This window comes from Caldalkalibacillus thermarum (assembly GCF_014644735.1).
GTDB lineage: Bacteria > Bacillota > Bacilli > Caldalkalibacillales > Caldalkalibacillaceae > Caldalkalibacillus > Caldalkalibacillus thermarum.
Map to the genome: position 1 here is coordinate 1 of NZ_BMKZ01000019.1, position 22,708 is coordinate 22,708.

Here is a 22,708-nt window from a genome sequence, read left to right on the forward strand (position 1 = left end):
CCAGTTTGTTCCGGATCAGCCCGCTGCTCAAAAGCAGCAAAAACTTGCGCCAGTTATAGCGGCTGGAATTCAGAAAACGATAGACCGCATCTTTTCCGGGAAGATCCAGTGCGTCTTTCTTTTGAAGGGCTTGCTACAGATTTTTCTTGCTAAACACCAGGAGAAAAAGGAATTTGAAAAGCGCCAGGCAAGTCCATCCGCAATCTTTCACAAAATTGGACTTTTTGAGTAGAGAGCCAATCCGCTGTTCTTTGAAAAAACGATCCACTCTTGAAAGAAGTTGCTGGTCAGAAGCCGAGGAATTTGGTACGATAGACATGAAAAACATCCTTTCCTTGGTAAGTGTTAGTGATAGCAACTTCATTTTACCAAAGGATTGGGTGTTTTTCGCGTTTTTTGGCCAAATTCCCCAGTTAAATCAAGGGATTCTCGTGTTTTTCAAGGTGCGAAAGTTGAGAATAATAACCTATAGTTATTCAAAAAAGAAATTTTAGCCCGCTGCGTAAGGTGTGTATGGTAGCGAGTTCTAAAATTCGATGCTGCAGCAACATGCTCCCATACCTTATCGTTCACCGTAATAGTAATAATAATAGCTGTTGCCGGAAAGTTTGCGGTTATTTAAGACACAGCCTATGATGTTGGCTTGCACTGTTTCTAGTAAACTCTTAGCCTTTACAGCCAATTCCTGATTGGTTTTTCCTGAGCTGACAACCAGAATGACACCATCCACTTGGCTGGCCAAAATCTGTGCATCTGTTACGGCTATCACCGGCGGTGTATCAAACAGCACCACATCATATTTCGTTTGGGCTTCTTCAATAAGCGCTTTCATCCGCTTAGAGCCCAACAGCTCTGCCGGGTTGGGCGGAATAGGCCCTGAGGTCAAGACATCCAGCCCTTCCACATCCGTATCAGTCTTGATCACATCCTCCAGTGTGGCAGTGCCGGAGATGACATTGGTCAAACCTTCATTATTCAGAAAGCGGAAGGTATGGTTCACCGTTGGTTTGCGCATATCTGCATCCACCAGCAGAACAGCTTTGCCCGCTTGGGCCAGGGTAATAGCCAAGTTAGCTGAAACGATGGACTTTCCTTCTCCCGGTCCGCTACTGGTCACCATCAGGGTGCGCAGTTCCTTATCCACGCTGGCAAATTGGATATTGGTTCTTAAGGTGCGAAAAGCTTCCGAAATCGGTGACTTGGGATCCTGCAGGGTAATCAGTGAGCGTCGTTTATGTGCAGATTGTCTAGACTTCAACTTGTTCTCCTCCTACTTGCCGGCTGTGCCGCACCCGGGCTGTTTGGGCAGCAGGTTCCTCCATCTGGCCAATGGTGCCCAAGACAGGCAGTCCCAGAACGCGCTCCACATCTTGCTCGGTTTTAATGGTATTATCCAGGTACTCCAGCAAGAAAGCCAAGCCAACGGCTGTCATTAAACCCACCACACCGGCAATGGCCATGTTCAGCACCGGCTTGGGTTTAACCGGTGTTGGGTTGTCGGACACTTTCGCTTCGGCCATAATGTGCACGTTATCGACATTCATCAAGTTGACAATTTCCCGCTGAAACGTTTCAGCCACGGCATTGGCAATATAGACAGCCTGCTCCAGGCTGGGGTCCGTCACCGTAATGGCCATCACTTGAGAATCCCGTACGGCACTGACGTTAATTTGCTCATCCAGTTCTGTATAGGTTTTGTCCAGGTTGTAACGTTCAATCACCAGCTCCAGGATGCGCGGACTTTTAATGACCACTTGATAGGTATTCATCAGTTCAATGTTAGTGCGGATATCCCCCTGATTAATTTCATTGCCTGGGCGGCTCTGGTTAACCAGAATCTCCGCTTTGGCCTCGTATTGGGGCGTGATGATAAAGTAGCTGACAATGCCGCTCACCAAAACAGCCACCGCGGTTATGAGGGTAATCAAGGATAATCTTTTTCTCAAAATAGCAAACAATTCCCTTAAATCCAGCTCTTGCACTTCCCGGTTCTCCATAGTACGCCTCCATCTCTCATTTCTTGAAGAATCATAGCATTAGATCAGTTTCCCTTTATAAGACTCATGTCCATTGTAAACAACTTCCTCTGCATTTTCTAGTCTTTTTTTCCCAAATTGCCTTAATGGCCTGCAAGAAGTCCATAAACATGTCCACATCAATATAATCGGCATGATGGCGAAATTGTTTAGCGCTTTTCGGCTGCAAACTGGCCTAACTGGGCCAACTGGGGCCGAATGGCCGGAATCCACTGCCAATCACTCAGTTCATCATGGGAAGGCGAGGCATTGACAAGGTGGACACTCATGGCCACATAGCCCAGGCGAACAAGGGTCATGGTCATCATCCGTTCTTAAGCTTGTCCTATGGATTAGGATGTCCCTGTATCCAGTGTTTTATGGAGAATTGCAAACCAGACGTGATGCACATAAAAACCGCCCGGCGGCGGCCACAACAATTAAATTTATTTAAAGACCTGGTAAAAATTGTCTTAAAACGCGGTTAATTCTGCTTCTCTCCCAGGGCAAACATCAGGTCACCCTCAGCCACAATCTGGTCGTTTACTTTGGCCACGCCATGCCCTTTGCCGATAGAGCCCCGCACCCGGGTCAGCTCCACTTCCAGGTGCAAGGTATCGCCCGGCTTCACCTGCCCTTTGAAGCGGAAGTTGTCAATCCCGGCAAAGAAGGCAATCCGGCCCCGGTTCTCTTCTTTTTTCAGGATGGCCACGGCACCCACCTGGGCCAGCGCTTCCACAATCAGCACCCCGGGCATGACGGGGTAATCGGGAAAGTGGCCGCTGAAAAAGTGTTCATTGGCCGTCACATTTTTAAGACCGACCGCCCGCTTTCCTTCTTCCACCTCCAGGATACGGTCCACCAGCAAAAAGGGATAACGGTGGGGGATGATCTCTTTAATCTGTTCAATATCCAGCATGTCCATGTCTCCTCTCTGAACCAGGATAAAATTTGAGCCTGGGCCAAAATCAGGTGACCAACCTAAGGTATAAAGCCTCATCAGGCGTGCAGACTATGAAATGTCCCCGCTTTCCATGGGAAGTTGGGGTTCACATAAAGGAGTCTCCCAGCTAACAGCTGGTTACTGGGGGGCTCTTTTCACGTTGGGCTCCATGCGCAGATAGGTGTACAGGTAATTCAAGCTGGTAATGATGGAAAACCCAATGGCCGCCCACAAGCCTTCCCGGTAGTAAGGCAGCTGGAACATAATCATCAAAAAGACTATATAATACAGGACCGTGGTGGCCTTGCCCAGCCAGTTGGCCGCCGGCACTTTTCTTTTGCCCCGAAAATGAACAAACATGGAAACTAAGATCATGCCCAGATCCCGGCTGAAAAAGACACCGGCCGCCAACCAGGAGATGCGTCCGTCAATGACAAAGGCCAGAATCACGGTAATCATCATCAGCTTATCCGCCAACGGGTCTAGCAGTTTGCCCGTCTCGGTGACCTGCTGTGTCCTGCGGGCCAGATAGCCGTCCAGCATATCGCTCACACCGGCCAGAATCAGTACGGCAAAGGCCAGCAGATTGGCATAATCCACACCTGAGAAAAAAGCGATCCAAAACAGCGGTATGAAAAAAAAACGGGTAACCGTAATCAGATTGGGTACATTCATAGCGTCCTTCCTCTCTCTGCGCCATAGCAGAAAAACTTCGGCCGTGCTACCGAAGTTCCTTCAGTTAAGTGATGTATATGTTCTACCTCGGTCGTTTTAATCCTTAAAGACAAGATTGTAGATATGTTTCCAGGTCTCGATGTTTATCACCAGCCGCAAGTCTTCCTTGCCGAGCACCCCAAAGCCAACGATCAGCCCGGCCACAAGCGTGGCAAAAAAGCAGAAGAAAATAAACAGCCACTTGGCCATAAACAGTAAGATACGCTGCCGGAGCGGACGCTTGCGCACCAGCATGATCTTTTTCTTTTTTTCCTTTCCTTGTTTTTTCTCCTTCTCTAGCTGTTGTCGCTCTTCCTGCTGAGTCCCCATTTAGAATTTCCCCTTCATCAAGGGCTTATGCACGAATCGAATTGGCCAAGCCCAGCATCTCATCGGCAATGGAGATGGAACGGGCCTTAAGTTGCATCAGGCGCTGGGCAGCCATCACCTGGGTCATCTCCTGGGTCAGGTCTACGTTTGAGGTTTCCAGTGCCCCCTGGCGCAAACGGATGGTGCGCTCCGCCGGATCCTGTTGGGCCAGGTTCAGCACTTCAATCTCTGCTTCCTCCCCAGGCCAGCGGAAACGGTTCTCACCCATGGCTACGAGCTGATCAGGCCGCTCGATATAGGCCAAGCCCAGGACATATTCCACACGGTTCTCGGGTGTTTGGGCCTGATAGGCCGCAAGTGTTCCATCTTCCCTGAGCTCTATTGTATCATAATGGGCCGGAAATGTAATCTGCCCGCCGTCTGCTGCCAAAAGCGGCGAACCGTCAGCCGCCACCAGCCGCACAAAGCCAGCCAGATCAGGATGGGGGGCCAGGTGGAAACGTCCGTCCCGGGTATAGACCACTTCCTGTTGTCCGCCACCCGCTTCAGCATTGTTGATCGATGCCAGGCAGAACCAGGCGTGGGGACCTTCAATCATAAAATCGAGCGGACGGTTTGTGATGATCATGCCGCCTTGCTCGGTGCGCAAGAGGGTTTGGCTGACGCGGCCCCCATGTCCGAGACGCACCCCGTAAGGCGTCAGGCGGCCCGCTTCCTGCCGGAGATGGGGCTGGTTGTGGAGCTGGCGGGTTAACAGATCCTGAAAAGCCGCTTCTCTCCGTTTAAAACCGGCTGTATTGAGATTGGCCAGATTGTGGGCATGGGTATCCACTTTAAGCTGTAATTGGCGCAAAGTGGCTGCTGAGGTCAGCATGACGCGGTTCATGACAGGATTCCCCCCTCTCCTTCAGTCATTAATACAACTTGCCAATCTGGTTGGCCGCCAGCTCCATGTTACGGTCATACGTTTGCAACACCTTTTGATTGGCTTCATACAGGCGGTAGTGCATCAACATCTGGGTCATGGTCTGGGTCACATCCACGTTGGACTGCTCAAGGAAGCCCTGTTTAAGGGCAAACGGGATCCCTCCTGGATTGGCCGGGTCAGTTAAAAAGGGAACATTGGCGGCCAATTGCGGTTCGGCAAAGGGTTCCTCTCCTTCTCCTCCCGGCCAGCGCCACAGGCCATGCCTCTCCCGGATCAAGCGTTCAGGGTGTTCCGTGTACCCCAGCCACAACCGGGGCTCAGGATTCACATCCGCCGGGGCACCACCAGCGGCCTGGGGATCAAGGAGCACCCGCCCGTCTTCTGAGATCACCAGCCGGTCATGGCCGGCATAGATGGGATTGAGCGTCTCATCCAGCACATAATAACCTTCGGGTGTGACCAGATAACCGTCCTGGTCCAGTACAAATTGACCGTTGCGGGTATAGCGGATCTCACCGTCTCCCGCTTGTACAGCGAAGAAAAGGTGTCCCCGGCGTCCCGTCTCAGGATTGGGGGGCAAGTATTGGTCCACAATAGCCACATCCAGAGCCCGCCCTGTTTCCTGGAGCGGCCCCTGTCCAAAGCGGGGGATGCTTTCCTGCATGTACACCCCGGTATGTAACGTGCCAATGGGTGTTTCCAGACGCCCTCCCCTTCCCGGCTGACTGCGGCCGGCCCGGGACGAAGGGGAAGCCTCCAAGCGCTGAAGCAGCATTTCTGGAAACGAACGTACCGCTGCCCGGTCCTGTTTAAAGCCGGGTGTCTGGGCATTAGCCAAGTTGTGGCTCAATATCTCCTGCACCCGTTCAGCGGCAATCATGCCAGATGCAGCGCTGTAGATTCCTTTAAACATGCTCTCCTCTCCCTTTCAGTCTCATGGCTTAGAGCTTAAACCAGTGCTTTTTTGGGGATGCGGTCTAAGTTTTCTAACATGAGGCCTGTCCCCTTGGCGACGCAGGTCATCGGGTCGTCTGCCACCAGCACAGGCACTTGCAGGACGTCAGCCAACAGCATGTCCATGCCGTACAGCAAGGCGCCCCCGCCGGTGAGCATGATGCCTCTGTCAATAATATCGGCCGCCAATTCCGGCGGCGTCCGCTCCAGTACGCCTCTGGCCGCCGTAATGACCTGCTCGACCGGTTCATTTAAGGCCTCATAAATCTCACCCGATGTCACCGTCACCGTTTTGGGCAAACCGGAGACCAGATCCCGCCCGCGGATGTCCATCTCTTCCTGACGGGCATCAGGAAATACAGTAGCGATCTTATGCTTCACGTCTTCTGCGGTGCGCTCCCCGACCAACAGCTTGTACTTCCGTTTAATAAAGTGCTGTATGGCTTGATCGAACTTGTCCCCTGCCACCTTGATAGAAGAGGCGGTGACAATGTCTCCCATGGAGAGCACGGCAATATCCGTTGTACCACCGCCAATATCGACAACCATATTTCCACTAGGTTGGAAAATGTCCATGCCCGCACCAATGGCTGCCACTTTCGGTTCCTCTTCTAAAAAGACGCGTTTGGCGCCGCTTTTTTCGGCTGCTTCACGAATCGCTTTTTGTTCCACGGAGGTAATGTTGGTTGGACAACAGATCAATATGCGCGGAGAGCTGAAAAAGCCCCTGACCCCGATTTTTTGCAAGAAATGTTTCAGCATGTCTTCCGTTATGTCAAAATCAGCGATGACGCCGTCTTTCAAGGGGCGAATGGCTACTATATTTCCTGGTGTCCGTCCGACCATCCGTCGGGCTCCTTCCCCAACAGCCAGCACTTTCCCTGTGTTTTTGTCAACAGCCACAACACTGGGTTCATTCAGCACAATCCCTTTGCCCTTAATATGAATCAACACGTTGGCCGTTCCCAGATCGATGCCAATGTCTCGACTGAACATCTTTATTGCCCTCCCTGTATATCCACTAACCTTGGTTCTCCCGTTGTCATATCTTGGCTTAAATATGTATGAATATATATTTCGCAATCCGTTCAGGGAATTCCTTTTTTCTGACGTTAAAAATTTGCCATTTTGCGTCGAATTTTTTAATTTGTGTACGAACGTGCTTTTTCGTTTTCCTGGGCGTTGACGACAGCCGTTTGTCCTTTAGTCTGCTGCTTTTTCTCACGCTTATACTTGATTTTGGTTGCTTCCCCTCCCCGTAAATGGCGCACGGATTTGTGATATTCCAGTATCTTTTTCACCTCGTTAGCCAGTTCGGGATTGATTTCGGGCAGCCGTTCGGTCAGATCTTTGTGCACTGTGCTTTTGGATACACCAAATGCTTTGGCAATTTGGCGAACCGTGTCCCTGGTTTCCACGATGTGCAGACCGATTTTTAAGGTTCGCTCCTTGATGTAATCCTGCACTCCCCTCGCCTCCTGTACGTTTAATCTGATACATTATATTTGCCAAAAAAGTCAGATATGCTTTAAATCCAAGCCTGACAAGCCAAAAACATGATTTTCTCTTAAAATTAAAAGGCCTGAAAAAGCTTGTCCCAATGCAAAGGGATGCTTTTTCAGGCTTTATATGGTAAAAGGGGGGAATTACGGTTTGAAGCTGTTTGTCGTGCCGCTGTTATTCTCCGTCTTGGGCATCGGTTTGCCGAGAGGCAGCATCATCTTGTTCATCATCTTGTTCGCGGGCGGCATCTTCCGCTTGAGGCGTTTCTTCCTTCTCCGTCTCTTCCGTGTCGGTCATATCAGACAAGAAGTTGTAGGGATTAACCGGAACCCCGTTTTCTTTAACCTGGAAGTGGACGTGTACACCTAAGTCTTGCTTGAAGATGCTGCGCCCGGCGCGTCCTAAGAGCTCACCCTGCTTCACCTGGTCACCTTCAGCCACTTGTACGTCCTCCAACCCTTGATAAACGGTAACCAGCCCGTTCTCATGCTCCAGTTCCACAAAGTAGCCGACCAGAGGATCTTTATCGGCTTTTGTCACGGTGCCGGACAGAGCGGCTACCACATCAAAGGTTTCCCCGCCTTTGTGGGCGAAATCGAGGCCCTGGTTGGGGTGGAAAGAACGCTCATACTGCACCATGGCGTTCAGTTGCTCCTCTTCACTGGCCTCATCGTCAAAGAAGCCCAGGACGACCTGGATGTCGTCACCAACGGCCACAGGCCAGATCATTTCTTCTGACGGACCAGTGACAGGCAGTGCATCAGGATCAAGGTAACCTTCTTCATCGGTCAGGCCCTCTTGCGTCTCCCCTTCACTTTCATAGCCGATGGATTCATACAGTTCATCTGAGTCAAGGGCGTAATCTAAGTTGTTGTTCTGATACCAGGTGATAAGCGCAAGGATGAGGGCTGCTGCCGCTAAGTAGACGGCCGGAAAAAACCATTTCTTTTTGATTAGTTTTTTCCAGAGTGAAGAAGGAATGGGAGTCTCTTCTTCACGTTGAGAAGACAGTTTGTTTTGGTCTTCTTTCATTGTTCATCACCTCAGCAACCATTATTGCCATTTTTAACCGCTTTATACGTTGCTGAGGCAAAATTTTTTTATTATTCCCCCGGCTTATGGTTATATTTATTTTTTCACAATCCACTGGCGGTAATCTTCAATGGCTACATCCTGATAATAATACCGGACAATGTCATCGGCTGTATAGCCTTCTTTGGCCATGCCGTTGGCGCCGTACTGGCTCAGGCCTACCCCGTGGCCGTAACCAGCGGTGGTAATCACCACTTCGTTGCCTGCTATGGTCCACTGAAAATCGGAGGAAGGCAACCCCAACAGCTCCCGGATCTCTCTGCCTGTAAAGGTGCGGTCACCCACCTGTACTTCTTTGACCCGCTGCCCTTCGGTGCGGGACACTATTTCGGCAAAGGGCTGGCCGCTGGAGGCGGGCAGAGACAGCTGAACCCCCAGTTTTTGCTGAAACTCGTCCAGACTGAAGCGCATCTGTTGCTCAAAGCGGGGGGATTCCTTGTCCCAAGGGCTTTCCACACTGCGCAGGTAGGGGATCTGTTTGCCCCAGTAATCCTCCGAGTTCTCCGTGTAGCCATTGCTGGTGGAGAAAAAGGTGGCGTCAATAGGCTTGCCTTGATAGGTGATCACTTTGCCCCTGGTCTCATTGACAGCCTGGTTGATGCGGCTGATTTTGTGGGCATAAGCTTTTCCCCACCGCCGCCTTAATTCCGCTTCGTTTTGGTACACCTGATGGCCTGTATCGTCACGGACGTCCGCTCCCTCCGGCGCATCGTTGAAATCCTTTTCTATCAAGCGGCGGATAATATAGGTGCGGGCGGCCATGGCCTGGGCTTTTAACGCTTCCAGCTCAAAGTCATGGGGCATCTCCGAGGCCACCACCCCGCGCACATATTCTTCCAGAGGCACCTTTTCAATAGTTTTGGTGTTGGTACGGTAGACGCGCACCATAATGTCGGGGACAGGGGCTTCCCCGGGATCAGGCCGTTTAAGCTGCACCACTTCTCCGGCAGCTTGTCCGGCCCCGTGCGGCAAAAATTGAACCACAACACTGGGGACGATTAAGAGCACAATCAGTAATCCAATGGTGATGATCAACACGGATCGCATGCTTGGTTTCACTCCCGCCTGTTTGGTTGTCGGTCTTGTCCACTTCTTTGCGTACAATACATCTTATGGGCACGGCGGGTGGATTATGCCTTCTAAGCCAAAGACTTTTTCTATTTTTGTGAATCATTTTGTAGACAAATGTATAAACTATGTATATACAATTCGAAATGGAGGTGTTAGAATGAAATCAGGAGAGGGCACAAAGCAAGAAAAAGGAGAGGTTGTCATGACCACCAAAGTACAAAAATGGGGGAACAGCCTTGCCGTTCGTATCCCTAGTCAGATAGCGGAACAGCTGCAGATTCGCCAAGGGTCTGAGATGGAGATCGTTGTGGCCAACGGAGCGATCACTTTCAGGCCGAAAAAGAAAAAACCAGCATTAGATGAACTTTTGGCGAAAGTCACGCCGGAAAACCGCCACAACGAAATTGATTTAGGTGTAGAAGGGAATGAGCTCATTTAATGCACATACCTGAACGAGGCGATCTTGTTTATTTGAATTTTAACTTACCTCCGACAGAAGTCTCCCACTTCTAAGCGAAGCGAAAGTGGGAGATGAATGTCGGTTTGATGTAGCCTCAATATGATGATTGTGGTAAAATAAAATCAAACAAACGTTCGTGTTGTGGGCAGGTGATGCGGATATGGCCAACAAAGCCTACAAATTCCGTTTGTATCCAACACAAGAACAAGAACAACTGCTCGCCAAAACGTTCGGTTGCGTCCGTTTCGTCTACAACAAAATGCTTGAGGAACGCATACAAATTTATGAAAAGTTCAAAGACGACAAAGAAGCTTTGAAACANAACGAATGTGGTCAACGGCAACATTAAGCTTGCAGATGGCTACATCAAGTTACCCAAACTGAAATGGATCAAATTGAAGCAACATCGGCAGATTCCTGTTCACCACATGATCAAGTCCTGTACGATCACGAAAACGAAAACAGGAAAATATTTTATCTCCATCCTGACAGAATACGAACACCAACCGGTGCCAAAAGAAATAGAAAACGTTGTTGGGCTCGATTTTTCCATGAATACGCTGTATGTCGATAGCGAGGGTAAGAGAGCCAATTATCCTCGATTCTATCGGCAAGCCTTAGAAAAACTGGCCCGAGCCCAACGGGTGCTGTCACGCCGCAGGAAAGGTTCCAACCGTTGGCACAAACAGCGGCGGAAAGTAGCCCAATTGCACGAAAAGATCGCCAACCAACGCCAGGATTTTCTGCATAAGGCTTCACGGCAATTGGCCAACCGGTATGATGGGGTGGTGATTGAAGACCTCAACATGAAAGGGATGGCTCAAGCCCTCCATTTCGGTCAAAGCGTCCACGACAACGGCTGGGGCCTGTTCACTACTTTCCTTCAGTACAAGTTAGAAGAACAGGGAAAGCAGCTAATCAAAATTGACAAATGGTTCCCCTCATCCAAAACGTGTTCATGTTGTGGCCGGGTGAAGGTGTCTCTATCGCTTTCCGAACGTCTATTTCGTTGTGAATGTGGTTTTGTGGCAGATAGAGACACCAACGCCGCCATCAATATCAAAAAAGAAGGCCTGAAACAGTTAGGGATTGCCTAAATTCTTGCTGGAACCGTGGGGCACACGGGGATCGCTCGGTCAACTTCCCATCATGAGACGGGATTACCCGAGAAGCCCCCACCTCTAAGCGTTAGCGTAGGTGGTGGGAGTATGTCACTCCTCAAGCAGGACATGAACAAGCAGGAAGACGGCCTGGCATTGTCTTATCGCCGAAAAAGTTTAATCAAGTCACAGGATTCGCCGTTGTATGCCCGATTACGCGTCAACAAAAAGGATACCCCTTTGAGGTAGCCTTGCCGGACAACTTAGCAATCCAAGGGGTTATTTTAACAGACCAAGTTAAGAGTTTAGATTGGCGGGCCCGCCAGTTTGAAATCAAAGGGCGGGCTCCCGAGGAAATTGTCAGCGAATGTTTGGAGCTCATACATACCTTTTTATCATAATCAAAAAAGCAGTTAAGCATAACCGCTCAACTGCTTTTTTAATGTAAAGCATGGTAAATCATAAAAATAGAAAATCCGTCATCCTGGCTGCAGATGACGGATTTAGGCACCACTTAAGCATATGAAGCCTGTGCTTTCCATTTGACAGCGGCCGAGTGGGGATGGCTGATGACCTCCCCTGCTTCGTTATAGCGGATGATGTCTGCCCCGCAAGCCACCAGTTTGCCCACAATGTCTTCGTAGCCCCGGTCAATATGATGCAGGCCAAAAACCTCTGTCTGGCCCTCGGCCACCAGGCCGGCCAGGATGAGCGCCGCTCCGGCCCGCAAGTCGGAAGCGGTCACCTTGGCTCCCTGCAGTTTAGCTTCTCCCTGCAGATAAGCGGACCGGCCCTCGATTTTAATATTGGCATTCATCCGTTTCAGCTCTTCCACGTGCATGAAGCGGTTTTCAAAGACGGACTCGGTGACGATACTGTTGCCTTTGGCCGTTAATAACAGCGCCATCATTTGCGGCTGCAGGTCGGTGGGAAAGCCGGGATGGGGCATGGTTTTTACATCGACGGCCTTTAACTCTTTGTGGCGGGCATCCACTTGAATGCCACCATCCATAATCGTGAGATCAACGCCCATATCCGATAACTTGGAGATCAAGGGGTTCAAGTGGCGGGGAACAGCCCCTTGGACAAACAGTTTGCTGCGGGTGATGGCCGCAGCGATCATATACGTGCCCGCTTCGATGCGGTCAGGAATCACCTTGTGGGCTGCCCCTTGCAAGGCTTCTACGCCTTCAATGCGGATGGTTCCGGTTCCAGCCCCCTCAATGCGGGCCCCCATGGCATTCAGATATTTGGCCAGGTCCACAATTTCCGGTTCTTCAGCGGCATTCTCAATAACGGTGACCCCTTCGGCCAGGGTGGCTGCCATCATAATGTTTTCTGTGGCTCCCACACTGGGGATATCCAGGTAAATGTTATTGCCTTTTAACCGCCCATCCACACAGGCTTCCACATAGCCATTGCCAATCTTGATGGTTGCTCCCAATGCTTCAAAGCCTTTAAGATGCTGGTCAATAGGCCGGGAACCGATGGCACAACCTCCCGGCAGGGCCACTCTGGCTTGGCCAGTGCGGGCCAGTAAAGGGCCCATGACCAACACAGATGCTCTCATCTTGCGCACATATTCATACGGGGCTTCGGTCCCCAGTTCCTTTGTCGCATCAATGTATAATTTCCCTTTTTTATACTTAACCTGAATATTGAGGTGCTGCAAAACATTGATAATGGTAAAGACATCGTCCAGGGCTGGGACATCGTCGATCACGCTGGTGCCTTTTTCTCCGAGAATAGAGGCAGCAATAACAGGTAACACTGCGTTTTTGGCGCCGCTGACACTGATTTGCCCTGACAGAGACTTACCCCCATATATAACAATTTTTTCCACTTGTCGTTCCCTCCGCAAATCCCGTGATGAAATTGCAACTGCCGATGGAATGATGTGTTGAAGCTAATAAGTTTTCAAAATAAGCGGGTACCCGATGGTGATGCGCGTGGTGTCTTGAAGGGCGTTATATCGGGCAGAAAGGTGAACATTGATTTTCTCTTGGTTGGCAGAATACAGGACATGGTCCCAGGACGGGACATAACCATTCAGGCTGACAAACCGGTCTTCCACCAGTTCATGAACAAGATCCGCTTGCAAATCATTGGTTAACCACTGTTTAAGTTCACGTTGACCTAACAAGCCATCTTTCAGTCTACCATGAGTGATAGCTTCCAAACAAGAAAAACTTTCAGGAAAATGTTTCAAATGGATAAAAAAGGTTTGGGTGATGGCTCTCAACTCATCGAGCCACAATTGATCGAGGTTGGCTGTGCCTGACCACACATAGATATATTTCGCAGCTTGGGGTGTTTCATGGGGGTCTTTGATCAGTTGCAGGCGGTGTATTGAGCCGTTTTCGGACTTGGTCCAATGTTCGCGAAGCAGGGGGTGGCCATGTACTTCATCTGCACGGTTTTGTTGCAGTGAGAACCCTGTTTGGGTGAGGCGGGTGCGCCACTCTTCCTCTTCCTGAGCAGTGAGGGTTCCTCTCCAATACACTGTCCACTGAGTGATGGTGACCGGTTTTCCGGCCAGCATGTCAGCCATCTCTTGTGTCGGCCGGGCAATGGTATCAACCAAATGATCGTTTCCCTGTATTGTACGCGTCAGGGCTTCAATGTGTGAATGGGGCCCCCAAACAAGCAGGAATACAAACGGTAAAACCAACGCCATAAAACCTAAAATTCCCTCTCCCCAGGACAACCGCATTTCCTTTTCGCTCCTTCATGCTTGGTTTATTACCAGTGTGTCCAGTCTGGGGAGAGGGATACGTGAAAAAATCTGTCTTTTTTCGACATGAAGGGCCCGCCGCGCCTCTTGCGGCAGCTTCATGCTGATCATGCCCCTTTATCATCAAAAACGGTCAACCGGTTTAGAACAGATAAGGCAGCCAGTTGGTCCATTGTATGTAATCAATAAAGAAACTGGCCAGCAAATAACCCAGGGCAACGGCCAAAGCCACTTGGAGCAGTTTGGCTTGCGGCCCGTTAATGTCCCGCACAAACAAATCCAGTTTCACACATTGCAGGACCCACCAGCTCACCGCAATCAAAACCAGGGTGATGATCATATTAATTAAGGCTTGTACACCCAAATAGCTCGGGGGTTCCAGCATGGCGTTCACTCCTTCAACACCTGCCCGCCTGCTTAGAACCCGCCGGGGGGTTCCTATCCGCGGGCAGGCAAAAAGATTTCCACAAGGTTAAAGTGGGTCTCCAACAGATCCAGAGCCAGGTTAGGCAGGATGCCTAACAGGATGGTGCCGGCAATGCAGACCACCAACACGGCGCCAATGCCGGCAGGGGTTTTGAGCGGTGCGCGCTCTCCGGGCTCCCGCATGTACATTTGGCTGACCACACCGAAGTAATAGTAATAGGAAATCACGGTGGTCACCAGCATCACGGCTGCCAGCCAGACTAAGCCGGCCCCTACCGCTCCCATCAGGATATAGTACTTGCCGATAAAACCAGCAGTGAAAGGGATGCCGGCCAGTGAGGCCAAAAAGATGGTCATGGCCACGGCTTTAAACGGCGCCCGCTTATACAAGCCGGCAAAACCGCGGATATCTTCGGTGCCTGTTTCTTTAATCACCAGCTGGATAACGGCAAAGGCACCCAGGTTCATCAACAGATAGGCAGCCAGGTAAAAGAGGGCGGGGCCAATAACCAGATGAGGCCCGGTTTGATATAAGAGGTGCGCCCCCACGGCAAAGGGCACCAGAATATAACCAGCCTGGGCGATGCTGGAGTAGGCAAACAAACGTTTTACATTGGTCTGGCGCAAAGCCATTGTGTTGCCGATAATCATGGAGGCCGCAGCCACCAGGGCAATCATCAGTTCCACATTGCCCAACGCCATCATGTACATGCCAGCCTGCCGGCTTTGCTCCACATCAATCACCCCGGCCATGGTGACCAGGAAGAAACGGAGGACCAGGGCAAAACCGGCTGCTTTGGACACCACAGACAAGAAGGCGGTCACCGGGGTGGGCGCGCCCTGGTACACATCCGGCGCCCACATATGAAACGGCACCACGGACAGCTTAAAGGCCATGCCCACAAAGGTGACAAAAAAGGCAAAGTAGATGACAGGCAAGTAGCCGTCCAGGGCAGCGGCAGCCAGGCGTTCCTGAATCTCAAACAAATTGGTGGTGCCCGTCAGGCCGTAGATGTAGGATAAGCCGAACAGCGTAACCGCGGTGGCGATTCCGCCGGAAATGACATACTTCATGGCTGATTCGTTGGCAGCCAGGTTGTGTTTGCGGACGGCCACCAAAATGTACGAGGAAATGGACAACAGTTCCAGCCCGACGAACAGGGTGATCATATCGGCGGACGAGGCCACAATCATGGCCCCTAACACGGCCGTGAGAATCAAGTAATAGAACTCCCCTTCATAGGGCACATCCTTCTTGTTGACATAGTCCAACGAGGTGAGAAAGATTAAAGCTGCGCCAACCAGAAAGATAAACTTAAAGGCATTGGCAAAACCATCCAGACGGTAGGTTTCGTACAAGATTTCCTGCACAGGCTGACCGGTGTTAAACAACAGGAATACCAGCGCCAGCCCGATGCCCCCCAGGGCGATCCAGGCCAGCACTTTGCGCTCCACTTTTTCCTTCATAAACAAATCCAGTATGGAGATAAGGGTTGCCACTCCTAGGATAGTGAACTCGGGCAGCATGATCCGCCATGGGTAACTTAATAAGGTTTCCAGATCCATCTTGTTTTACCCTCCTATCCTAGCCAACAGGCCGTGCACGATGGTTTCCACAGAGAGATGAATGGTCTCTCCCAGCACACTCGGGTACGCGCCGATTAAAATGATCAAGCCCAGTAAGACGGTAATGGGGACATATTCAAAGCCGCGGACATCTTTCAGGCCAGCCCATTGTTCTTTGGCCGGGCCGAAGGTGGTCAACAGCACGGCCCTGAGCACATAGACGGCGGTCAGGATGATGCCCAGCACCCCAACGGCGGCCAAGGCCGGATAGGTGTTGAAGATGCCCAAGAAGGCCAGAAATTCACTGATAAATCCGCTCATGCCCGGCAAGCCCAGATTGGCCAGGCCCGCAGCCAGCAAGGCGCCGCAGATCACCGGCATGTTTTTGGCCAAGCCGCCCAGCTCTGGGATCATGGACGTGTTGGTCCGCTCGTAAATGGCCGCAATCAGGAAGAACAAGAGGGCTGAAATCAGGCCGTGGGAAACCGATTGGAAAATGGCCCCTTGCAAACCGCTGTAGTTCATGGCCCCCATCCCTAACAGCACGATACCCATGTGGGACACACTGGAGTAGGCCAGAACCAGCTTCAGGTCCCGTTGACGGAAAGCGAGCACGGCCCCATACAAGATGTTGACCACGCCTAACAGGGCAATGAGGTAGGCAAACTGCTCCATCTGGGCCGGCAACATGCCCATGTTCAGGCGGATCAACCCGTAGGCGCCCAGTTTTAGAAGTACCCCGGAGTGGATCATGACAATGGCCGGCGGAGCCTGCACGTGCACCTTCAGCATCCAGGAATGGAGCGGGAAGACCGGCAACTTAACTCCAAAGGCAAACAGCAAGGCCAGAAACAATCCGGCGGCTAAGCCCTGTGGCACAAAGGGTTGGGCCAGCCATTCCGTTAAAGTGGGAATGTGCAAAGTGCCCAAATTCATGAACATGGTCACAAAGGCTACCAGCATCACTGCTGAGCCGATGCCGTTATACAGCAAAAAGTGATAGGCGGCCCGCTCCCGTTCCACATAGCCCCAAATGCCAATCAGGAAAAACATGGGGATAATGGTCAGCTCGAAAAAGATAAAGAACAAAAACAGATTCATGGAGGCGAACACGCCCAGCATGCCGGTCATCAGCAAGAAAAAGAGGATAAAGTATGCTTTCAGGCGCTGTTTAATGTACAAAGAAGCAACGGCGGCCAGAGTGCTGATGACCGTGGTCAGCACCAGGAAGGCCATGGACATGCCGTCTGCGCCCAGCTCATAATTAATCTCCAGCGCTTGGCCTGTGCCAGGCAAAGTAAACTGAATCCAAGGCACGGTATGGGTCAGCTGATAGCCCTCTTGGTTAAAATCAAAGAATCTGAGCAGCATAAGGGACAAAGCCAGCGGAATCAGGGTGGCCACAATGCCGATGGCTTTTATCAGCCGTTCATTTTCCCTGTGAACAAACAACAAGAGCAGAATCCCTAACAGAGGGGAGAAGACAAGCCACGTGATCATGTTTTCTATCATCCCAGATACCCCCCTGTCAACAGAAATGCGAGAATGATCACCACGAGGCCGGCAATCACCGTCAAGCCGTACGTTTGCACCTGTCCGTTCTGCATATATGCGCCCAGCGCACCAACCGCTCTCGCCGTCCAGGCAGCCAGACGCACACCGCCTTCGACCACATAACGGTCAAAATAAGTGAGCAGGCGGCTCAAACCCTTCAAACCATTGACAAAGGTGGCTTGGTACGCTTCATCCACATAATACTTGTTCAGCAAGGTGCGGTATACGCCCGGGTAACGCTCCGCCAGCCTTTCCGCTGAGACGGATTGTTTGACATACATCAGGTAAGCCAAACCGATTCCCGCCAAGGAAACCAATAAAGCGACGGCCAAAATCCACGGTGCGCTGTGCGGCACAATCCCGTAGGTAAAGGCCGGGCCGCTGGTGAGCCACTCTCCTAAATAGGTGCCGGTCCAATGGGTATGGACAAAGCCGCCAAAGACGGACAGCACGCCCAGCACGATCATGGGCAGGGTCATCACCACGGGTGATTCATGGGCTTTGCTCAATGCCATATCCCGCGGCGCCCCGGTAAAGACCATAAAGAACAGGCGGAACATATAAAAAGCGGTCATAAAGGCGGTCACCACAGCCACCCAAAAGACGCCGATGCGCCCGTCTGCCCAGGCGGTGAGCAAAATTTCTTCTTTGGAGAAGAAACCGGACAGCGGCGGAATTCCGGCAATCGCCAGGCACCCGATGAAAAAGAGCGTGCCGGTGAGTTTCATCCGGCCGAACAGTCCGCCCATGTGGCGGATATCCTGGGTATGCACGGCGTGTATGACGCTTCCCGCTGCCAGGAAAAGCAAGGCTTTGAAGAAGGCGTGGGTCATCAGGTGGAACACCCCGGCCACATAGCCGGCCGCCCCCAAGGCCAGCATCATATAGCCCAGCTGGCTGACCGTGGAATAGGCCAGGACCCGTTTAATGTCGTTTTGCACCAGGCCGATGGATGCAGCAAAGATGGCGGTAAAGGCTCCCACATAAGCGACCACGTCCATGGCCAGCGGTGACGCGCTGAACAAAGGAAACAAAGCAGCAACCAAATAGACGCCGGCAGCCACCATGGTTGCGGCGTGAATCAACGCGCTGACTGGCGTGGGACCTTCCATGGCATCAGGCAGCCAGGAGTGCAAGGGAAACTGGCCCGATTTGCCGATGGCGGCGATAAAAATCAAAACAGCCGCCAAGGTGATCATGCCGGAGGACAGTTCGTTGTTTTGCACAGCATCGAAAATCGCCCGGTATTCAAAGCTGCCCACATGCCAGAACAGCAAAATAATGGCCACAAACAGGCCCACATCCCCAATCCGCGTCATAATGAAGGCCTTTTTAGCGGCAGCCCGGGCTTCCGGTTTATAATAATAAAAACCGATCAGCAAGAAGGAGCAGACACCAACCAATTCCCAAAAGATATACACCTGCAGCAGATTGGGCGACAGCACCAGCCCCAGCATGGAGAAGGTGAACAAGGCCAGATAAGCGTAAAAAACAGCGATGCGGTCATCCCCTGCCATATATCCGCGGGCGTAAATATGTACCAACAGACTCACCAAGGTGACAATAAACAGCATCAGGGCATTGAGCGGGGTGACATCATAGCCCATGGTGATGATGCGGTCCCCGATGGCCAACCACTCAAAGACGACCGGTTCCACTTCATCCAGCCTCAACCGCTCTAACAGGGTCATGGTGGCCAGGATAAACGAACCCAGCATCAAGACCACGCCCACCCAGGCCGATCCCTCCTTCAGCCACCGTCCACAAAAGAGGTTTAGCACAAAGGCGGCGAGCGGAAAGAGCGGGATTAACCACACATTGTCGATCACAAGCATCTCCCCCCTAGCGCTTCAGCACGTTCACTTCATCAATATTAACCGTCCGGCGGTTGCGGTAGAGGGCAATCAGGATGGCGATACCGACAGCCACTTCAGCCGCAGCAACCGTGATGGTAAAGACGGTAAACACCTGTCCGGCAATGTCCGGGTGCAAACCCAGCCGGCTGAAAGCAATCAAGTTGATATTGACAGCATTTAACATCAGCTCAATACAGACCAGGACGATCACCGTATTCCGCTTGGTCAGCGCCCCGTATAAACCCAGGCAAAACAGGATGAGTGCCACACCCAGATACCAGGTGACGGGAATACTACTCATGTTGCTCACCTTCTTTCCCCGCATGCTGCTCATCTTTTCTGGCCAGAATAATGGCACCCACCAGGGCTACAAGCAGCACGATGGAAGTCAGCTCAAAGGGAATCACATATTTGGCAAACAACTGCAGCCCGATTTGTTCCACATTGCTTTCAAACAGCTGAACTTCGGCGGGAACCCAGTCCATGGTGTTGATCACGGCCATTGTCACCACAAAAAAAACGGCCACGGCCAGCCCGGCCAGCCACTTATGGGCCGGGCGGCGCGTTTCATCATGATCATCGTGCCGGGTCAGCATAATGCCGAACAGCATCACGATCGTCACAGCTCCCGCATAAATCAAAACCTGAGCAGCTGCGATAAACTCAGCCTCGAGGAGGACGAACAAGCCGGCAATGCTGATGAAAGTAAAAGCCAGCGCCATCACCATATGCACCACTTTGCGCAAGTTAAGCATGAACACGGCGCCGCTGATGGCGATCAGGGACAGGATGAGAAAGGCAACCACCTCTCCGCTCACGGCTTGTTCACCTCTCTCACGTTCTTTCTGTTTTCATTGAGCCAGTTCAAATCTTTAAACAATTCGTCACGGCTGTATTCGGCCAGTTCAAAGTTGTTGGACATCACGATCGCTTCAGTGGGGCACACTTCCGTACACAGATCACACAAAATACAGATCTCAAAGTTAATATCATAGGTATCAATAATCTTTTTCTTGTTGTTGGGATCCGGATGCGGCTTGCCAGTTAATTGGATACAGTCGGTTGGACAAATGGCCGCACACTGGTTACAGACAATGCATTTTTCAGGATAGAAGGTTTGGATGCCCCGGAAGCGGTCAGGCACATCCAGCGGTTCTTGGGGATAGTCATAGGTGACTGGCTTTTTCCCCATTTGCTTTAAGGTATAGGCCAATCCTTTGGTTAAGCCTAACATGCGATCACACCCTTATTTGATGAAGATTTCAACCATAATAGCCGTAACAAAAATATTGACCAACGCCAATGGCAGCAACACTTTCCAACCGAATTCCATTAATTGGTCGGCACGGACACGGGGAAATGTGGCTCTGAGCCAAATCATGAAGAAGACCACAGCCATAAACTTTAAGGCAAACCAAACCACCCCTGGGATGACATTCAGGAAGGCCAACCCTGGGATAAATTGCAACGGAGGATGCCAGCCCCCCAAAAACAGCACCGTGGTTAACGCGGCCGTGCCAAACAAGTAAACATACTCAGCCAGCATGAAGAACGCCCAGCGAAAACCGCTGTATTCCGTATGATAACCGGCCACCAGCTCCGACTCTGCCTCAGGCAAGTCAAAAGGCACACGGTTCAGCTCGGCCACCGCGGCGATCAGGAAGATAATGAAAGCCAGCGGTTGCACAAAGATATACCACACGGTCTCTTGCCCGTCCACGATGGTGATCAGGTTCAGGCTGCCGGAAAGCATGACCACCCCGATCACCGACATGATCAGCGGTATCTCATAGGAGATCATCTGGGCAGCGGCCCGCATGCCCCCCAACAAGGAATACTTGTTGTTGGAGGCCCAACCGCCAGCCAGCACCCCCAATGTGGTGATCCCGGCCACGGCGATATAATACAATAATCCAACGGCCAGATCGGTAAAGTACAAGCGTTCACTGAAGGGAATGGCAGCCAATACGGCAAAGGCCGGGACAAAGGCCAGCACCGGGGCCAGCACGAATAACGGTTTATCCGCTTTTTTGGGGATAATGTCCTCCTTCAGCAAGAGCTTCAGCACATCCGCCACGGTTTGCAACAGGCCGAAGCGCCCCCCCACCTGGTTGGGGCCGAGACGCATCTGCATAAAACCGAGCACTTTCCGCTCAGCCAAGATGGCAAAAGTGACAAATCCCAAAGCAATGGACAGGAGTCCTGCCCCAAGGGCCATAAACGTGGCCAAATTAAGCCAGGACGGAGGTGAGCTTAACAACCCTTCAATCATCAGCCATCCACCTCCCCGAGCACAATATCAATGCCTCCCAAGATGGCAATCAGGTTGGCAATGTTCTCCCCTTCTAACAATTTGGGCAAAATTTGCAGGTTGTAAAAGGACGGACGGCGAAACTTCAACCGGTAAGGCTGAGGTTTCTTTTTGCTGTAAATATAACAGCCGATTTCCCCCCGCGGTGATTCAATGCGCACGTAAGTTTCCCCTTCCGGCGGCTTAATGATGCGCGGCACTTTGGCCATAATGGCGCCTCCCTTGGGAAATTGCTCCACGGCCTGCTCCAGAATGCGGAGGGATTCGCCGATCTCGGCCATGCGCACCAGATAGCGGGCGTAACAGTCCCCTTCCGTTTGCGTCGGCACGTCAAACTCAAAGCGGTCGTAGATGGAATACGGTTCATTCTTGCGCAGATCCCACTTGACCCCCGTACAGCGCAGATTGGCTCCGCTCAGGGAGTATTGGATAGCGGTTTGGGCGTCGTATTTGCCCACGCCTTTCACCCGGTTCAGGAAAATTTCGTTGCCCGTGACCAGTTCATGATAGCCTTCCAGCTGTTCCCGCATGTAGGGAATAAACGCTTTCACCTTGTCGATCCATCCCTCGGGTGCATCCCATTTGACGCCCCCGACGCGCATATAGTTGAAGGTCAACCTTCCGCCGCAGATTTCATTGAGCAGGTTAATGATCATTTCCCGGTCTCGGAAGGCATACAAAAACGGACTCATGGCACCAATATCCAACAGATAGGTGCCGAACCAAACCAGATGGCTGGCGATGCGGCCCAGTTCCATGGTGATGACCCGCAAATATTCGGCCCGTTCGGGAACCTCAATGCCCATCATGGTCTCCACAGCATGGCAGATGACATAGTTGTTCGTCATGGCAGCCAGGTAGTCCATGCGGTCTGTGTAAGGTATGATTTGGGTGTAATTTAAATCTTCAGCCAGTTTTTCCGTTCCTCTGTGCAGGTAGCCAATGACCGGCGTCGCCTCTTTAATAATCTCCCCATCAATTTTAAGGACAACGCGAAACACCCCATGGGTACTTGGATGTTGGGGACCAACGTTTAGCAGCAACTCTTCTGTTCGGATCATTGCCCTCGACAACTCCTCATGACTCGTAAAATCTCTTATAACCTCATAATCTCTTATAACCCTCGTAACATGTGCTGATCGGACCAGTTC

At 51.5% G+C, this 22,708-nt stretch carries 25 protein-coding genes and 2 pseudogenes; 4 read left to right on the plus strand and 23 right to left on the minus strand.

All coding sequences use genetic code 11. The features are described from left to right. On the plus strand, window positions 1-232 hold a 232-nt coding region (locus tag IEW48_RS08945; RefSeq protein WP_188623513.1), incomplete at its 5' end, for a hypothetical protein. Window positions 233-562: 330 nt separating this feature from the next. Here the strand turns inward: IEW48_RS08945 and IEW48_RS08950 are convergent. The 12 genes from IEW48_RS08950 to spoIID all read right to left on the minus strand — a co-directional run bounded on the left by IEW48_RS08950 (window position 563) and on the right by spoIID (window position 9,526). Then, a complete protein-coding gene (locus IEW48_RS08950; protein ID WP_188623514.1) occupies window positions 563-1,258 on the minus strand; it encodes a CpsD/CapB family tyrosine-protein kinase in 696 nt (231 codons plus the stop codon). Beyond that, window positions 1,248-1,997: a YveK family protein gene (locus tag IEW48_RS08955; protein WP_188623515.1), complete on the minus strand. Its 750-nt coding sequence runs from the start codon at window positions 1,995-1,997 to the stop codon at window positions 1,248-1,250. Before IEW48_RS08955 ends, IEW48_RS08950 begins: the two co-directional genes overlap by 11 nt. A gap of 188 nt (window positions 1,998-2,185) precedes the next feature. Continuing rightward, entirely contained in the window at window positions 2,186-2,335 is a 150-nt protein-coding gene (locus IEW48_RS08960) for a hypothetical protein (protein ID WP_188623516.1), read from the minus strand. 164 nt (window positions 2,336-2,499) lie between these two features. Further along, window positions 2,500-2,934: a 3-hydroxyacyl-ACP dehydratase FabZ gene (gene fabZ / locus IEW48_RS08965; protein ID WP_188623517.1), complete on the minus strand. Its 435-nt coding sequence runs from the start codon at window positions 2,932-2,934 to the stop codon at window positions 2,500-2,502. Between the two features lie 162 nt (window positions 2,935-3,096). Continuing rightward, window positions 3,097-3,633 (minus strand): CDP-diacylglycerol--glycerol-3-phosphate 3-phosphatidyltransferase, encoded by a 537-nt coding sequence (gene pgsA, locus IEW48_RS08970; RefSeq protein ID WP_188623518.1) that lies wholly within the window; start codon window positions 3,631-3,633, stop codon window positions 3,097-3,099. Between the two features lie 96 nt (window positions 3,634-3,729). Next, complete coding sequence (locus IEW48_RS08975) at window positions 3,730-4,002, minus strand: DNA-directed RNA polymerase subunit beta (protein WP_188623519.1); 273 nt, start codon at window positions 4,000-4,002, stop codon at window positions 3,730-3,732. Window positions 4,003-4,027: 25 nt separating this feature from the next. Then, window positions 4,028-4,888: a flagellar hook-basal body protein gene (locus IEW48_RS08980; RefSeq protein WP_188623520.1), complete on the minus strand. Its 861-nt coding sequence runs from the start codon at window positions 4,886-4,888 to the stop codon at window positions 4,028-4,030. 28 nt (window positions 4,889-4,916) lie between these two features. Next, complete coding sequence (locus IEW48_RS08985) at window positions 4,917-5,843, minus strand: flagellar hook-basal body protein (protein ID WP_188623521.1); 927 nt, start codon at window positions 5,841-5,843, stop codon at window positions 4,917-4,919. A gap of 35 nt (window positions 5,844-5,878) precedes the next feature. After that, window positions 5,879-6,880: a rod shape-determining protein gene (locus IEW48_RS08990; protein ID WP_188623522.1), complete on the minus strand. Its 1,002-nt coding sequence runs from the start codon at window positions 6,878-6,880 to the stop codon at window positions 5,879-5,881. A 146-nt stretch (window positions 6,881-7,026) separates the two neighbouring features. Next, entirely contained in the window at window positions 7,027-7,350 is a 324-nt protein-coding gene (gene spoIIID / locus IEW48_RS08995) for a sporulation transcriptional regulator SpoIIID (protein ID WP_188623523.1), read from the minus strand. 211 nt (window positions 7,351-7,561) lie between these two features. Beyond that, window positions 7,562-8,419 carry a stage II sporulation protein SpoIIQ gene (gene spoIIQ, locus IEW48_RS09000; protein WP_188623524.1) on the minus strand — a complete coding sequence of 286 codons (858 nt, stop codon included), beginning with the start codon at window positions 8,417-8,419 and terminating at the stop codon, window positions 7,562-7,564. A 96-nt stretch (window positions 8,420-8,515) separates the two neighbouring features. Then, window positions 8,516-9,526 (minus strand): stage II sporulation protein D, encoded by a 1,011-nt coding sequence (gene spoIID / locus IEW48_RS09005; RefSeq protein WP_007506120.1) that lies wholly within the window; start codon window positions 9,524-9,526, stop codon window positions 8,516-8,518. Window positions 9,527-9,707: 181 nt separating this feature from the next. On the opposite strand from spoIID, the gene IEW48_RS09010 reads away from it, so the two are divergent. From IEW48_RS09010 to IEW48_RS09020, 3 genes and pseudogenes are all read left to right on the plus strand, one after another. Further along, window positions 9,708-9,989 (plus strand): AbrB/MazE/SpoVT family DNA-binding domain-containing protein, encoded by a 282-nt coding sequence (locus tag IEW48_RS09010; RefSeq protein ID WP_188623526.1) that lies wholly within the window; start codon window positions 9,708-9,710, stop codon window positions 9,987-9,989. 181 nt (window positions 9,990-10,170) lie between these two features. After that, window positions 10,171-11,107 (plus strand): annotated as a pseudogene (locus IEW48_RS09015) (RNA-guided endonuclease InsQ/TnpB family protein). A 119-nt stretch (window positions 11,108-11,226) separates the two neighbouring features. Further along, window positions 11,227-11,511 (plus strand): annotated as a pseudogene (locus IEW48_RS09020) (type II toxin-antitoxin system PemK/MazF family toxin); the annotation flags it as partial. A 113-nt stretch (window positions 11,512-11,624) separates the two neighbouring features. Here IEW48_RS09020 and murA read toward each other — a convergent pair. The 11 genes from murA to IEW48_RS09075 all read right to left on the minus strand — a co-directional run bounded on the left by murA (window position 11,625) and on the right by IEW48_RS09075 (window position 22,618). After that, window positions 11,625-12,953: a UDP-N-acetylglucosamine 1-carboxyvinyltransferase gene (gene murA / locus IEW48_RS09025; protein ID WP_188623527.1), complete on the minus strand. Its 1,329-nt coding sequence runs from the start codon at window positions 12,951-12,953 to the stop codon at window positions 11,625-11,627. 63 nt (window positions 12,954-13,016) lie between these two features. Next, complete coding sequence (locus IEW48_RS09030; RefSeq protein ID WP_188623528.1) at window positions 13,017-13,823, minus strand: YwmB family TATA-box binding protein; 807 nt, start codon at window positions 13,821-13,823, stop codon at window positions 13,017-13,019. A gap of 163 nt (window positions 13,824-13,986) precedes the next feature. After that, window positions 13,987-14,229: a DUF1146 family protein gene (locus tag IEW48_RS09035; RefSeq protein ID WP_007506125.1), complete on the minus strand. Its 243-nt coding sequence runs from the start codon at window positions 14,227-14,229 to the stop codon at window positions 13,987-13,989. 53 nt (window positions 14,230-14,282) lie between these two features. Beyond that, complete coding sequence (gene nuoN, locus IEW48_RS09040) at window positions 14,283-15,836, minus strand: NADH-quinone oxidoreductase subunit NuoN (RefSeq protein ID WP_188623529.1); 1,554 nt, start codon at window positions 15,834-15,836, stop codon at window positions 14,283-14,285. Window positions 15,837-15,842: 6 nt separating this feature from the next. After that, complete coding sequence (locus tag IEW48_RS09045) at window positions 15,843-17,348, minus strand: complex I subunit 4 family protein (RefSeq protein ID WP_188623530.1); 1,506 nt, start codon at window positions 17,346-17,348, stop codon at window positions 15,843-15,845. Beyond that, window positions 17,345-19,219, minus strand: coding sequence for an NADH-quinone oxidoreductase subunit L (nuoL, locus tag IEW48_RS09050; RefSeq protein ID WP_188623531.1), 1,875 nt, complete (start codon window positions 19,217-19,219; stop codon window positions 17,345-17,347). The genes IEW48_RS09045 and nuoL overlap by 4 nt, the downstream gene beginning before the upstream one ends. A gap of 13 nt (window positions 19,220-19,232) precedes the next feature. Next, the gene (nuoK, locus tag IEW48_RS09055) at window positions 19,233-19,547 is read right to left on the minus strand and encodes an NADH-quinone oxidoreductase subunit NuoK (protein WP_188623532.1); all 315 of its coding nucleotides are present in this window, start codon (window positions 19,545-19,547) and stop codon (window positions 19,233-19,235) included. Further along, the gene (locus tag IEW48_RS09060) at window positions 19,540-20,064 is read right to left on the minus strand and encodes an NADH-quinone oxidoreductase subunit J (RefSeq protein WP_007506132.1); all 525 of its coding nucleotides are present in this window, start codon (window positions 20,062-20,064) and stop codon (window positions 19,540-19,542) included. Before IEW48_RS09060 ends, nuoK begins: the two co-directional genes overlap by 8 nt. Next, window positions 20,061-20,480, minus strand: a complete 420-nt coding sequence (gene nuoI / locus IEW48_RS09065) for an NADH-quinone oxidoreductase subunit NuoI (RefSeq protein ID WP_188623533.1) — start codon at window positions 20,478-20,480, stop codon at window positions 20,061-20,063. The genes IEW48_RS09060 and nuoI overlap by 4 nt, the downstream gene beginning before the upstream one ends. 12 nt (window positions 20,481-20,492) lie before the next feature. After that, a complete protein-coding gene (nuoH, locus tag IEW48_RS09070; protein WP_188623534.1) occupies window positions 20,493-21,518 on the minus strand; it encodes an NADH-quinone oxidoreductase subunit NuoH in 1,026 nt (341 codons plus the stop codon). Beyond that, the gene (locus tag IEW48_RS09075) at window positions 21,518-22,618 is read right to left on the minus strand and encodes an NADH-quinone oxidoreductase subunit D (RefSeq protein WP_188623535.1); all 1,101 of its coding nucleotides are present in this window, start codon (window positions 22,616-22,618) and stop codon (window positions 21,518-21,520) included. Before IEW48_RS09075 ends, nuoH begins: the two co-directional genes overlap by 1 nt. Window positions 22,619-22,708: the final 90 nt, after the last annotated feature.